Consider the following 14,252-nt stretch of genomic DNA (forward strand, 5'->3'; position numbering starts at 1 on the left):
ACCGGCTCCAGAGCCAACCATGAACCGCCGTGGTACGGAACCGTATGCCCGGTGGTGTGAGAGGACGGGGGAGGTAACTCCCCCTCCTACTCGATGGTAACCTCAGTAGCGGTATCCTTGACCCTTTTCGGCAGAAAAACAACCACGAACAATCGGAACCGTCGCAAGGCAGTAAGGATGCCCCACCGTCCGCAATCACCTCTGCGCGGACACCTTGGCTACCATCGAGGTGGCGGCGCCGTGGAATCAGGAGCTCAAGAAGAAACTCGACGCCCACCACGACTCCGTCGTCTATCTCTGCCACGGGAGCTACTTGTGCTGACCGTACTGATCTCGGGCAGAATATTCGAGATGATAATCGTCTTATATCCGGGCAGGGCAGTCAATCTCGGGTAGCCAAGACTGATTCTTTATGTTATGTCATACTACGATCAGTCCAGATTGAACAGATCAAACAAAGTACGCGATGCGAGCGTCTCATCATTTGCGGCGACCACCGAAAAGTCGGCGGTGTAAAAGGTATATCAGCATCCGCTGGAGGTTTGCTGTCTCTGAAGGAGTGAAAGATTCCATATCGTACCGGAAAGCGGAAGCCGACGAGCTGGCCCTGGGAATCCGCCGGATGATGCAGGTTGCATATTGATCTGGCGAAAACCCGAACGATGTAACTTACGTTCGTCCCACTGATTAGCTTACTATTGCTCAATCGTCAGTAAAAGGACAGTGACATGGACCCGCAAACCCCTCGAGATCAGTTCCCTTTTGCTAATGCCCGGGTAGCAAGACGCTGGCGCAAGTTATTGGACGAGCGCCTGAAAGATCTGAATGTCACCCAGGCGCGCTGGTCTACCATGGTCTACCTGCAGCGCGGTGGTGAAGGGCTTACCCAGCGGGAACTGGCCCACCTGATGGCCATTGAGAACCCGACACTGGTTCGTCTGCTTGACGGCCTCGAGGAACAGGGCCTGATCGAACGCCGGTTCTGCGAACGTGATCGGCGTGCCCGGCGGCTTTATCTTACCAAGGCTGGCGAGCGCTTTATGAGCGACCTGGCTGAGCGGGGTAATTTGTTGCGGGACGAGATGCTTAGAGGCATTGGCGACAAGGAACTGGAAGTCACCCTGCGCGTTTTTGAGCGGGTTATGGAAAACGCCGCCGCGCTGAAAAATACCTGAATCCGTAACTTCGCCGCCTAAAAGGTTCACCGTCAGTGATTGGTTGTGTTACGTTCAGTTCATATTGAACAGACTAAACGAAGGTGCGCGAGAGAGCCTCTCATCCTTTATGGTTGGCTCGTAGTGGGGGGGGATTGTCAGCATCCGGGAGCAAATTCTTTTGTAGCCACTTGAGTCAATTTTGGAGGAGGACTCATCGTTGAAATCTCGTTACTGCAGAAAGCGTTATCGGAGTTTGTGCTCAGGTCTGTTGTTGGGCTTTCTTGTGACATCAGCGTCCGCTGACGGTCTGCTGACTTTGAAAGTGGAAAACGATGCCTTCTCCGCCGGCGGCGATGGTCAATACACCAACGGTGTAGAGGCGATCTGGGCCTTTGAGCCCGCTGATCGACATTGGACCCGCCGCCTTACAGATGTTATTCCAGGCTGGTCTGGCAGTGGTCTTGATGGTGTAACGTACCGGTTTGGTCAACAGATGTATACGCCGGAAGACATAGAGGTTGAAACGCTTATTGAAGATGACCGTCCCTATGCCGGCCTTTTGTTTGGTGGGATTTCGCTCCTGAGCGAGAAGGAACATGGTGTTTTGCGTTTGGCAGATAGCCTGCATATCGACGTGGGCATCGTAGGACCGGCTTCCGGTGCTGAAGTGGTCCAACGAAATTTCCACGATCTTATTGCGGCAGACAAGCCGCGGGGTTGGGACAATCAGCTTGAGAACGAGCCAGTCATCAACTTCGGTTACGAACGTGCCTGGCTTATGCAACAGGATTTCGGTGGGCTGGCCTTTGAATATGGGCCGTCTGCCGGATTTGCGCTCGGCAACCTGTATACCTACGCTTCTGGCGGCCTGGGGGTTCGTTTGGGAGAAGGGCTTGATCGTAGCTTCGGTATTCCGTCAGTCGCACCCGCACAAGGCGGGCAATCCTCTTTTCAGCGGAATCAGGGCTTTAGCTGGTACGTCTTCGCTGCCGTTGAAGGGCGCTATATGGCACACAACCTGCTGCTCGACGGCAACACTTTCGAGGACAGCCACTCCGTTGATAGTCGCGAGTGGGTTGGCGATGCCCAGGTCGGTGCGGCATTGACCTGGGATCGCTGGCAAATCGCTTACACCTACCTGTGGCGCAGCGAAGAATTCAAGGAAAAGGACGGCTTCGATCAGTTTGGATCGATCGTTCTGTCTACCTGGTTATAAGTGAAGGAAGAATTGAACGGTTTTCAGTCTTTTGCCCATTCAGAGGTTAGTTGTATGCAGACAGAAAAGAGTTTGATGGCGCGTCTCCTTGGTGCCCGCATGCTGCCAATGTGGTTGGCGGTTCTTTTGCTGGCTGGTTGTGACAATTCTTCCGGTCAGGCAAAGGCTGAACGGTCTGCACCGCCGCCTCCGGAAGTCGGGGTTGTTGAAATACAGCCACAGCGTGTGAACCTTTCAATGGAACTGCCGGGCCGAACCGCCGCTTACCGTATCTCGGAAGTGAGGCCGCAAGTGACGGGCATCTTGCAGGAGCGCTTGTTTGAACAAGGCACACAGGTCAAGGCAGGTGAGGTCCTCTACCAGATCGACCCCAACCGATACCGTGCTGCCCATCAACGGGCCCAGGCAGAACTGGAGCGCGCACAGGCCGAATTGCGACAGGCTCAGCGGGAGTGGGCACGTACGTCAAACCTGTATGAGAAGAATGCGGTCAGCAAGCGTCAGCGTGATGAGGCGCTGTCGGCCTTGGAGGCAGCCCGGGCGGATGTCTCCCGATCCGAAGCGATGGTCGAAACAGCGGGTATCGAGCTGGCGTATACCGAGGTCAAGGCTCCCATCGCCGGGCGCATTGGCCCGACACTGTACACGGAGGGTGCACTGGTAACCGCCAATCAGCCCCAGGTCCTGGCGCGCGTGGTTCAGCTTGATCCCATGTATGTCGATATTCAGCTACCGGTCGAAAAACTGGCTCGAATTCGGTCGTCTCTGAAGGAGGGCGCGGCTTCTAAGGCCGGCTCAAATGAAGCCGAGACTGTTTTATTGCGCGAAGACGGTACTCCCTATCCGCATAAGGGACGCGTTGACGTTGCGGATGTTACCGTCAACCAAAGCACCAGTTCGGTCACTGTGCGGGCCGTTTTCCCCAATCCTGACGAAGACCTTCTGCCTGGAATGTACGTGCGCGTTCGCCTGAGCGAGGGGGTACGGGAGAACGCCATTCTGGCGCCGCAGCAGGGCGTGAGTCGTAATCCGCAAGGCGAGGCCACGGCGTTGCTGGTCAACCCGGAGGGTGAGGTTGTCGCCCGCCAGTTAGAGGCAGAGCGGGCCATTGGCGCTTTCTGGCTGGTGGAAAAGGGGTTGGAACCGGGGGATCGCCTCATCGTCTCCGGTCTGCAAAAGGTTCGGCCAGGGGCCAAGGTGAAGCCGGTTGCTGCAGATATTCCATTACATCCCACCCAAGACCATCAAGCCAGTGGAAAGGATAGTTCACAGCAAAGCGCCTCCGAAGACGAGGATCCCGCACAATGATTAATTTCTTTATTTCCAGACCCGTTTTTTCCTGGGTTCTGGCCATTGTTGCCATGTTGGCGGGCATCATGGCGATCTTCGTTTTGCCGGTCCAGCGGTATCCCTCCGTGGCGCCGCCGGCGGTTGAAATTCAGGCCAGTTACCCTGGTGCCTCGGCGGACACCGTGTCCAACACGGTGGTTCAGGTGATTGAACAAGAGATGACAGGCATCGACAACCTGCTCTATATGGGGTCGACGGCGGATTCCTCAGGCCAGGCTACGATTACTCTCACCTTTGCGGCGGGCACCGATCCGGACATTGCCCAGGTCCAGGTGCAGAACAAGCTCAAACTGGCGGAACCGCGGCTCCCGGAGGTAGTGCGTCAGCAGGGGATCAGCGTCGAGAAATCCAGTACCAGCTTTCTGATGGTAATGGCATTCGTCTCTACCGACGGTCGCCTCAGCAAACTGGATCTCGCTGACTTCATCAGCTCCGAGTTAGCGGAACCTGTCGGGCGGGTGACCGGCGTCGGCAGCGTTCAGGTTTTCGGCTCTGAATATGCGATGCGGATTTGGCTGGACCCCTCGGCGTTGACCAATTACGGCCTGACTGTTGCCGACGTAAGCGCCGCCATCGAGGCGCAAAACGCCCAGGTCACCGCCGGCCAGCTCGGCGGGCTGCCCGCAGTTGAGGGCCAGCAGCTCAATGCTACGGTTACCGCCCAGACCTTGCTCACCTCAACCGATGAGTTCCGCAACATCCTACTCAAGAGTATGCCTGACGGGTCCCGCGTGCGCCTGGGTGACGTTGCCCGCGTTGAGCTGGGTGGTGGTGCGGTCCAGATTGACACTTTCTACGATGGTGAACCGGCTGCCGGCCTTGGCATCAATCTGGCGCCGGGTGCCAACTCTCTGGCGGTCACAGAGGCTGTTAAAGCGCGGGTTCAGGAGCTCGAGCCATATTTTCCCGAAGGGGTGGAGATTCGGTATCCCTACCAGACGGCGCCCTTCGTAGAGGCCTCCATTGACGCAGTGGTGCAGACCATCATCGAAGCGATCGCACTGGTGGTGCTGGTGATGCTGCTGTTTCTGCAGAGCTGGCGAGCCACCCTGGTGCCGGCGATCGCGATTCCGGTCGTGCTCCTAGGCACCTTTGCGATCATGGCGGCTTTCGGTTTTTCCATCAACATGCTGACCCTGTTTGGTCTGGTGTTGGCGATAGGCCTGCTGGTCGATGACGCCATCGTGGTGGTGGAGAACGTCGAGCGCGTGATGCATGAGGACGGCCTGGGCCCGATGGAGGCGACGCGCAAGTCCATGGGGCAGATAGCCAGCGCTCTGATTGGTATCGGTGTGGTGCTGTCTGCTGTGTTTATCCCGATGGCGTTCTTCCCAGGCTCCACAGGGGCAATCTATCGGCAATTTTCCCTGAGTATTGCTGGTGCCATGGTCCTTTCGGTGCTCGTGGCTCTGATTCTCAGCCCCATGTTGTGCGGTCGGATACTCAAGCCCACACATGAAAGAACCCTGTTGCAAAAACTGTTCGGCTGGTTTGAAACCGGCCTGGCACGATTAACCCGGGGGTATGTCCGGCTGGTTGGCCATACGGCGCGCCACGCATGGATTTACACCTTTGCGTTCTTCGGGATCGTCGGACTGGTCGCGGTTCTCTTTTTGCGGTTGCCAGGAGGATTCCTGCCTGCGGAGGACCAAGGCTTTGTTGTGGTTCAGTACCAGCTGCCTCCCGGTGCAACGCAGCAGCGCACAATCGATACCATTGAGGTTATCGAAGATTACTTTATGGAGCAGGATGAGGTACAGGGCCTCTTCACAATCGCTGGTTTCAGTTTCGCTGGCCGGGCACAGAACGCGGGATTGGCGTTCGTCAATCTCAAGCCATGGAGTGAGCGTGATCCTGAGACGCAAAGCGCCGGCGCCATCATTCAGCGGGCGAACCGGGCGCTTGCCGGGCTAGTTCGTGATGGGCGGGCTTTTGCTTTCAACTTGCCACCGATACCGGCATTGGGGCAGGCCCTGGGTTTTGAGTTGCGTTTACAGGACCGTGGTGCCATCGGGCATGAAGCGCTCATGGCAGCGCAAGGTCAGTTGCTGCAGTTAGCGGCCGAAAGCCCCGTTCTGACGAGTGTGCGTCCCAACGGTCTGGCGGACAACCCCCGTTACAAAGTCGACATCGATCACGAAAAGGCGCAAGCCCTTGGCATAGAGCTTTCCGAGATCAGTCGGCTTCTGTCGGTGACCTGGGGCTCGCAATACGTTAACGATTTTCTCCATGAGGGGCGGGTCAAGCGCGTCTATGTTCAGGGCGATGCCCCTTTCCGGATGCTGCCAGAGGATTTTGAGGCCTGGTATCTGCGATCTGCTGATGGGGAGATGACCCCGCTGAGCGAAGTGACGAACGGGCGTTGGGAATATGGTTCACCGCGTCTTGAGCGTTTCAATGGTGTCCCGTCCCGCCAGATTCAGGGTGAGCCGGCGCCAGGCTACAGTACCGGTGAGGCCATGGCAGAGGTTGAGCGTTTGATCGCGCAACTCCCGGACGGCGTGGCCGGAGCCTGGAGCGGCCTGTCCTATCAGGAGCGTCAGGCCGGTGCCCAGGCACCCCTGCTCTACGCGCTGTCGGTACTGGTGGTGTTTCTGGCGCTCGCCGCGCTCTACGAAAGTTGGACCATCCCCATTTCCGTCATGTTGGCGGTTCCATTGGGCGTACTTGGGGCGGTACTTGCAGCCATGGTGCGGGGCCTCCCTAACGACGTCTTCTTCCAGGTTGGCATTCTTACTACCGTTGGTGTCACTGCCCGCAACGCCATACTTCTGGTGGAATTCGCCCGAGCACTCGAGGATCAGGGAATGAAGCTGATTGAGGCAACCAAGGAAGCGGCGCGAGTGCGCTTGCGGCCGATTCTGATGACATCGGTCGCTTTCAGCATGGGTGTGCTGCCGCTCGCTTTTGCCAGCGGGGCCGGTGCAACCACGCGTATTGCGATAGGTACGGCGGTTCTCGGCGGCATGATTTCGGCAACGATACTGGCGACGTTCTTTATTCCACTGTTCTATGTGGTCGTTCGCCGTATCACGGATTTTCTGAGTGGCACCAGAGACCAGGACGGCTCGGCATCGGCCGCTCCCGAACGTGCAGACGGAGGTGTGGCTGATGACCGTTAAGGTATTGCTGACCACTTTGATGGTGTTGTCACTTGGTGGCTGCTCACTCGCGCCGACTGTTAAGAAGCCCGAGCCGTCGATGCCGGAAAACTGGACGTCCGCACGACTTTCGGCGGACGAGAAACTCCCTCTGGACTGGTGGCGTGGCTATGGTGATCCGGCACTTGTCACGCTTGTTGAGGAGGCGCTTGATGCCAACAACGATCTGCAGCTCGCCGCTGCCCGGGTTGCCGAAGCAAGGGCGCTCCTTACCGGACAGCAGGCAGAACGATACCCACTTCTGGAGGTGGAGGGCTCCGCGGTGCGCCAGGGCCCGAGTGAGGAGTCCGTCAACAGTACTGGTGGTCAACCCTTCAATGATATCCAGGTTGGCGGTGTTCTATCGTACGAGCTGGATCTCTGGGGGCGGCTAGCCAATGCCAGCGAAGCGGCCCGGGCACGGCTGCTGGCCAGCGCCGCGAATCGCGAGGCCGTAAGACTGGCCGTGATTGGTGAGGTGGCCAATGGTTACTTCAATTTGCGAGCCCTTGACCGCCAGATTGAGATCGCGGAACGCACCGTATCGTCCCGCCGCGAATCGGTTGCTTTGCAACGGTCCCTGTTTGAAGGAGGCGAGATTAATGAATTGGCCCTGCGGCAGGCCGAATCCGAGCTTGCCGCTGCAGAATCGGAGCTTCCGAGGCTTCGTGAGCAGCACACCCTTCAGCGAAACGCCTTGGCAGTGCTTCTGGGACGAGAGCCACGACAGATTGTACGGAGTGATATTGCCGTAGCGGATACCATCGGTGATATTGATGTTCCAGCCAGCATTCCTGCCGGCCGGCCGGCGGATCTGATGGTCCGGCGACCCGACATTGCCGCAGCCGAACAGGCGTTGATTGCGGCCAACGCCGAAATCGGTGTTGCCCGGGCGGCGTTCCTGCCCAGGATTTCATTCGAGGGGCTGCTGGGCCTGCGAAGTGCGTCCGGGGGTGACTTGTTCCAGGATTCGGCATCCACGTGGCAGTTGGGCGGCTCGCTGGTCGGCCCGTTGCTGGACTTCGGGCGTTCCGAGGCACTGGTCAATCAGGCGGAGGCGCGTCAACGCCAGGCTCTGATTGCCTATCGTCAGGCCATTCAGGTAGCGTTTCGGGAGGTGCTCGACGCCATGGCCGGGGTGCGTGGTGCCGAAGAGCGCCTGGAAGCGCAGGCCCGGCAGGTAGCAGCACTGCGGAGCACCACTAAACTTGCGCGGTTGCGCTTTGAGGGTGGCGCCTCCAGTTATCTGGAGGTACTGGATGCTGAGCGGAGCCTGTTTACAACCGAACTTGATCTCGTGGAAACGCGGCGCGATCAATTGCAGTCGACGGTTAATTTGTATCGCGCGTTGGGAGGGGGTTGGCAGAGTTCATCGCAATCTTCAGATTATGAAACCACTGACTGAATCAGACAGACGGTTTATTGAACGCCTCGGTCTTCAGGCTCAATCCGAAGGCTTTTCCCGGATTGCCGGCCAAATTTGGGCGACACTTATCGTGTCAGATGAGCCGGTCAGCTCATCGCAGCTTGTGGATACGTTGCGCGTCAGTAAGGCGAGCGTCAGTACGAATACGTGCTTTCTCGAAAGACTCGGTATTGTTGAACGCCGAACCATGCCGGGTGAGCGCCAGGATTTTTTCGCCATGCGTTCCCATCCTTACGCCGCTTTGGTGGAAGGACAGATAAAACGACTCGAGGCCCGAAAGGAGGTGATCGCCGAAGCCAAGGCAACGATCACCAATGAAGAAACGCTTGCCAAGCTGGCTGATCTGGACCAGTACTACACTCTGTATTATGAGAGCTCCAAAGATCTTCTGAAGCAGCTTAGATCTCAAATCCACAAAACTAAAATATGATCAAATCACAGCAGTAATCTCGAGTTTCATTCGGGCTTGAATAAACCGCTGGCTAGAGTCACCCCGACGGTGATACTGCGAGAAGCTCTGGCCCCTTTTCGCTGGTTGGAATGTCTTGTCAGCGGCTCAAACTGAAACAGAAAATCAAATTGCCTCTTGCGCAACTACCTACCAATAGGTAGATTGGGTTCAGTATGCTTAATGACCAACAGAGGTGATCAATGAAAATTTACGAAACCGAAGGCTTTCCCAACCCGCTGCGCGTTCGCATTGCCCTTGCCGAGAAGGGCGCCACCGATAAAGTGGTGTTTGTCCCGGTGGATGTCATGGGTGGTGAACACCGTACCAGTGATTTCAGGGCAAAGAACCCCGATGCCACCGTACCGGTACTGGAGCTTGATGATGGCACCTGCATTGCACAGTGCAACGCCATCACTGAGTACCTGGACGGTGTGTTTGACGGGCCCTCCCTGACGGGCGCCTCGCCTAAAGAGCGTGCGGTTATTGCGATGATGAATATTCGTGCCGAATCCGGTTTGATGAATGCGGTGGGCGCGTATTTCCACCACGCAACCCAGGGCCTGGGGCCCGACCTCGAGACATGGCAATGCCCTGACTGGGGCAATAAGCAGAAAGAGGTCGCTCAGTCCACGATGGCCTATCTCAACGAGGTGCTTGCGGAAAACGAGTTTCTTGCTGGTGACCGTTTCACTGTTGCGGATATCACGGCTTATGCCGGGCTAGTGTTTGCAGAGTTCGCCAAGGTTGACATTCCCGGTCACCTGGATCATCTCCTGGCCTGGCGTGCCCGGGTCGCGGCTCGTCCGTCAATTACCGGCTGATGCCCGGGTCTTTTGGCTTGGCGGACTGATTAACCGGAGGACAGAGCATGGAAATCAATGCAGATTTCACAAAGCCCGTGGTCATTGACACCGACCAGCTTGAGTGGCGCCCTTCACCCATGAAAGGGGTGGAGCGGCGAATGCTGGATCGTATCGGTGGCGAAGTGGCCCGTGCCACCAGTATTGTGCGGTATGCGCCAGGCAGCCGGTTCTCGGCGCACACTCATGACGGTGGTGAGGGATTCATCGTACTTGACGGTGTGTTTCAGGACGAACATGGGGATTATCCTGCGGGAACCTATGTGCGGAATCCGCCAACCACCTCTCATGTACCTGGCTCTGCCGAGGGCTGTACGATTTTTGTCAAGCTCTGGCAGTTCGACCCGGCGGACCGCACCCAGTTCAGCAAAAACATGGAAGCGGAACTGGGTGCTCCGGTGGAGGGCGTTTCCACCTCGCTCCTGCATGAGGACGAGCGTGAAACGGTCACTTACCGCAAGCTTGAGCCCGGTGCTACCCTGACATCAGAGGCGGCCGGCGGGATCGAGATGCTGCTCCTGGACGGCGAAGTCACGGTGAATGATGGTGTGCTGGGCAGGAATGCCTGGCTGCGCCAGCCCGAAGGAGAAGCGTTGTCTGCAACGGCCGGAGCCCGTGGGGCGAAAATCTGGATGAAGACAGGGCACCTTCGGTTTGTCAGGACCCCTGAAGTGTAACCAGCAGGAGCCTGAACATTTCTGGGCTGCCAAAGAGCCAAAAAGGGCTTGATCAGTGGAAGGAATCTCAACCTTCCCCTGATCAAGGTGCCATACTCGGCAACTGCTTGAGTGAACGATGTTAAACATTGACGATTTATGAACCGTGACACAAGAACCACCCTGTTGGACCTCGCAGAGCGCACCGCCCGATCAAGAGGGTTTGACGGATTCAGCTATGCGGATCTCGCGAAGGCCATCGGCATCAGAAAGGCTTCCATTCATTATCATTTTCCGACCAAGGCGGACTTGTCGGAGCGTTTGATCGAGCGGTATCACACCAGCCTGAAAGAGCGGCTGGCTGAAATAGAGGCGGCCTGTTCCAGCGCCGGCGAACGCCTGAGTGCTCTCATCGCTGTGTACCGAAGTGCCCTGCATGACGGCCAGACGGTCTGCCTGTGCGTTGCCTTTTCAATCTGTCGCGAAAGCCTGCCCGAGGCAGTTGTCAACCGGGTGGGTAGCGTTCGGGCAATGGTGCTGGACTGGATCAGGGCAACCTTTGAACTGGGCCTGAGGGATGGGTCAATTTCGTCCATTTCTGATCCCGCACAAGAAGCCTGCGCAATCCTGGCCATGCTGGAAGGCGCCCACCTGGCGGCGCGCACCGCAGAAGATCCCGCTCCGTTTGATGCGTCTACACAACTTTTAAGGGCTCGGTGCCAAAGTGCTTCGGAAGGGAACAACACTGGCGTTTGAATGGCAATGAATGAGATGCGACAGAAATTCGTGACATTAACCTGTTATCAGGAGGTGCAACATGACCACTCACAACTTGCCAAGATTTGATAACAATCCGTTACGCTACAGAGCACTCGGAAACTCGGGCTTGTTCGTCTCCGAACTCTGCCTGGGAACCATGACCTTCGGCGGCGATGAAGACATCTGGGGCCTGATCGGACAATTGCAGCAGGAACAGGCCGACGAACTGGTGAAGATCGCGCTGGAAGCCGGCATCAACTTCATCGATACGGCCAATATCTATGGCTTCGGTGCCAGCGAGCGCATCGTCGGCCAATCCCTGAAAAACCTCGGTGTTCGCCGGGAAGATGTTGTGTTGGCCACCAAGGTGCTTGGGCCCATGGGCGAGGGCCCCAATGCTCGTGGTGCTTCCCGTGGCCACATCATGAGCGAATGCAAGGCGAGTCTGACGCGATTGCAGACCGATTACATTGATCTGTACCAGATCCATGGCTTTGATCCGGCCACCCCGATCGAAGAAACCCTGGAGGCGCTGAACATGCTGGTACAACAGGGTTATGTGCGTTATGTGGGCCTGTCCAACTGGGCCGCCTGGCAGGTCATGAAGGCCATCGGTATCACCCGGGCCCGCAACCTGTGCCCGGTCACGTCTGTGCAGGCGTACTACACCCTGGTGGGGCGCGACCTGGAACGGGAGGTGATCCCCATGCTGGCGTCGGAAAAGGTCGGGTTGATGGTGTGGAGCCCACTGGCCGGCGGTTACCTGTCCGGCAAATACGAGGGTCCGGATGTGTCCGAAGAGAACCGGCGCGCCAAATTCGACTTCCCTCCGGTTAACCGCGAGCGGGGCAAAGAGGTTATCAAGGTCATGCGTGAGGTGGCTGACGGAAAGCAGATTGACGGTGAACCCGTCACCGTGGCCCAGATCGCGCTGGCGTGGCTGCTGCACCAGACGCCTGTGTCCAGTGTTATTGTTGGTGCCAAGCGACCGGATCAGCTGAAAGCGAATATCCGGGCCGCACAGATCCGATTGTCTGATGGCGAGCGTACAGCCCTGGACGAGGTGAGTCGTATCCCGGAGGAGTACCCAGGCTGGATGATGAGTATGATGGCTGGTTACCGGGCGAAAGGTGACGCATAAGTAGTGGTAATGAACCGGCCCAAGTGAATTCCCAAGACTGCTCCGTTCCTGATATTACCGTCGGAGCAGTGATCTGAACGGCGCAAATCAGTGCGCCCTGTTCTTGGAGCAAAAATCGATAAGTCAGGTTCCAGGAGGTGAAGGGGCGTTCCCGTTTTGATGGCCAATCCGGTACCCTCTGGACGCCCCGGACAATAACAATCCGGTTTTGACCAGGTTCTGGCCTATCTAGATGCCCATGGTGCGTTGCGAAGCTCCCCTGCGGAGTCACGGATCCAGGTTAGTTTCAGAGCGCGGCCCAAACTCGGAATCTTGCTCGATCACACCGTTCATGATGACTTTCCAGACAAAATCGCCAACGGATTCGAGTGTATAGGCACCTTTCGGATCAAACCAGGTTGCGACCCAGTTAAGCGCCCCAAGGCTGATCAGGCGAAGCAAGCGGCCATCAACATTCTTCTGAATCACGCCTTGCTCAATCATCGTTTCGAGGATCTCGGCCCAAAGGGACTCATACTGGTCCCGCAAAGCAATAACTTCCTCACGGGCCGCCGGGCCCAGCGACCGCCACTCAAATAAAAGTACGTAAACGGTGTCGGAATCAACTAACAGCGCCCGCAAATGTGCATTGATGCAAAGGCGCAATCGCTGTACGGGCTCGTCCGAGCTGGCGTACGCGGTTTCGACCTCCGCTGTCACCAGGTCAACTCCCCGACGCATCAGCTCCACAAGGAGCGCCTCCTTGGTGCTGTAACGATAGTAAAGGCTCCCGGGTAGCATGTCACAAGCCTCTGCAATCTCCTTGAGTGAGGTCTTGTCGAACCCTTTCTCACGAAAAAGCCGGGCCGCGTTGGACAATACGTTGTCCTAGTGTCCCGTCCGGGTAATTCCTAAGCGAAAATGTGCTATAATTCGAGCTGTTATTCACGAGTTTGGAGACTCTGTTTTGGCCCGGAAACCAGCACCCTTTAATCTTACGGTAAACGATCAACTGGAACTTGAAAGCTGGTTGCGAACAAGCACGCTGAGCCAGAATCTCGTTCATCGAGCACGAATCGTCTTGGCCCTGGATGCCGGTGAAGCCGCCAAAGACGTTGCTGAGCGACTGGAAACCACTACGGCCTGCGTATTCCAGACCAAGGTTGCCACTGATTCCAGACGAAGCCTGCCACCCATTCCACGCGAAAGCTGCCACTGATTCCACGGCAAAGCTGCCACCCTGGCAGGCTGCCTGATTTCCCCATCAAAACGTCCGGCGCGGGATAACTAACGGTACTCTGCTCCTTTTCATCCGGAGAGGGCCAGATGCCAGCGAAGAGGTTATCCATACGTAAAATCAAAGAAGTCCTTCGCCTCAAGTGGGAGCGAGGACTGAGCAACCGACAGGTTGCCGCAGCCTGCGGCATCAGTCGCCCCACTGTGAGCGAGTATCTGCGGCGTGCTGCTGAGGCGGGGCTTGGCTGGCCGCTGCCAGAGGATCTGAGTGAAGCCCAACTGGAGCAACGGCTGTTCCCGCCACCACCGGATCTGCCGGCACAGGCCCGAGGCATTCCGGATTGGAAGCGAATCCACGATGAGCTCCGGGGCAAGAACGTCACCCTGTTCCTGCTCTGGCAGGAGTATCGGCAAGCCAACCCGGACGGTTATCAGTACAGCTGGTTCTGCGAGCACTACCGGGCCTGGCGGGGCAAGCTGGACCTGGTGATGCGCCAGGACCACCGGGCCGGTGAGAAGCTGTTCGTGGACTATGCCGGACACACTGTGCCCGTCATTGACCGCACCACCGGAGAGATCCATGACGCGCAAGTCTTTGTCGCGGTGATGGGCGCATCCAATTACACCTACGCCGAAGCCACCTGGAGCCAGACATTGCCGGACTGGATCGGCTCTCACACCCGGGCCTTCCAGTACCTGAACGGAGTGCCGGAATTAGTGGTCCCCGACAATTTAAAATCGGGCGTTACCAAGGCTCACCGATACGAGCCGGACCTCAATCCAACTTACCAGGATATGGCTACCCATTATGGGATCGCCATCGTCCCCACGCGCGCCCGTAAGCCCCGCGACAAGGCCAAGGTGGAAGGGGGTGTGTTGAT

At 57.4% G+C, this 14,252-nt stretch carries 12 protein-coding genes; 11 read left to right on the forward strand and 1 reads right to left on the reverse strand.

Annotated elements, in window-relative coordinates:
• Positions 1-728: 728 nt before the first annotated feature.
• The 10 genes from BM036_RS18785 to BM036_RS18830 all read left to right on the forward strand — a co-directional run bounded on the left by BM036_RS18785 (position 729) and on the right by BM036_RS18830 (position 12,156).
• Positions 729-1,175, forward strand: coding sequence for a MarR family transcriptional regulator (locus tag BM036_RS18785; RefSeq protein ID WP_091855179.1), 447 nt, complete (start codon positions 729-731; stop codon positions 1,173-1,175).
• Positions 1,176-1,374: 199 nt separating this feature from the next.
• Entirely contained in the window at positions 1,375-2,373 is a 999-nt protein-coding gene (locus tag BM036_RS18790; protein WP_091855180.1) for a lipid A deacylase LpxR family protein, read from the forward strand.
• Entirely contained in the window at positions 2,374-3,681 is a 1,308-nt protein-coding gene (locus tag BM036_RS18795; protein WP_245742736.1) for an efflux RND transporter periplasmic adaptor subunit, read from the forward strand.
• A complete protein-coding gene (locus tag BM036_RS18800) occupies positions 3,678-6,845 on the forward strand; it encodes an efflux RND transporter permease subunit (RefSeq protein ID WP_091855182.1) in 3,168 nt (1,055 codons plus the stop codon). The genes BM036_RS18795 and BM036_RS18800 overlap by 4 nt, the downstream gene beginning before the upstream one ends.
• Positions 6,835-8,268 carry an efflux transporter outer membrane subunit gene (locus BM036_RS18805; RefSeq protein ID WP_091855183.1) on the forward strand — a complete coding sequence of 478 codons (1,434 nt, stop codon included), beginning with the start codon at positions 6,835-6,837 and terminating at the stop codon, positions 8,266-8,268. The genes BM036_RS18800 and BM036_RS18805 overlap by 11 nt, the downstream gene beginning before the upstream one ends.
• On the forward strand, positions 8,252-8,719 hold the full coding sequence (locus BM036_RS18810) for a GbsR/MarR family transcriptional regulator (RefSeq protein WP_091855184.1): 468 nt from the start codon (positions 8,252-8,254) through the stop codon (positions 8,717-8,719). The genes BM036_RS18805 and BM036_RS18810 overlap by 17 nt, the downstream gene beginning before the upstream one ends.
• Before the next feature lie 221 nt (positions 8,720-8,940).
• Positions 8,941-9,561: a glutathione S-transferase family protein gene (locus BM036_RS18815; RefSeq protein ID WP_091855185.1), complete on the forward strand. Its 621-nt coding sequence runs from the start codon at positions 8,941-8,943 to the stop codon at positions 9,559-9,561.
• Positions 9,562-9,608: 47 nt separating this feature from the next.
• Complete coding sequence (locus tag BM036_RS18820; RefSeq protein ID WP_091855186.1) at positions 9,609-10,277, forward strand: cupin domain-containing protein; 669 nt, start codon at positions 9,609-9,611, stop codon at positions 10,275-10,277.
• A 138-nt stretch (positions 10,278-10,415) separates the two neighbouring features.
• The gene (locus tag BM036_RS18825) at positions 10,416-11,012 is read left to right on the forward strand and encodes a TetR/AcrR family transcriptional regulator (protein ID WP_091855187.1); all 597 of its coding nucleotides are present in this window, start codon (positions 10,416-10,418) and stop codon (positions 11,010-11,012) included.
• A gap of 61 nt (positions 11,013-11,073) precedes the next feature.
• Positions 11,074-12,156 (forward strand): aldo/keto reductase, encoded by a 1,083-nt coding sequence (locus BM036_RS18830; protein WP_091855188.1) that lies wholly within the window; start codon positions 11,074-11,076, stop codon positions 12,154-12,156.
• 267 nt (positions 12,157-12,423) lie between these two features.
• Here BM036_RS18830 and BM036_RS18835 read toward each other — a convergent pair whose 3' ends face one another.
• Positions 12,424-13,014 carry a TetR/AcrR family transcriptional regulator gene (locus BM036_RS18835; RefSeq protein WP_091855189.1) on the reverse strand — a complete coding sequence of 197 codons (591 nt, stop codon included), beginning with the start codon at positions 13,012-13,014 and terminating at the stop codon, positions 12,424-12,426.
• Positions 13,015-13,461: 447 nt separating this feature from the next.
• Between BM036_RS18835 and istA the strand changes: the two genes are divergently transcribed.
• A partial coding sequence (gene istA, locus BM036_RS18845) for an IS21 family transposase (protein WP_143066660.1) occupies positions 13,462-14,252 on the forward strand: 791 nt, incomplete at its 3' end.

Source organism: Marinobacter segnicrescens, from assembly GCF_900111555.1.
In the GTDB taxonomy this organism is placed as follows: Bacteria; Pseudomonadota; Gammaproteobacteria; order Pseudomonadales; family Oleiphilaceae; genus Marinobacter; species Marinobacter segnicrescens.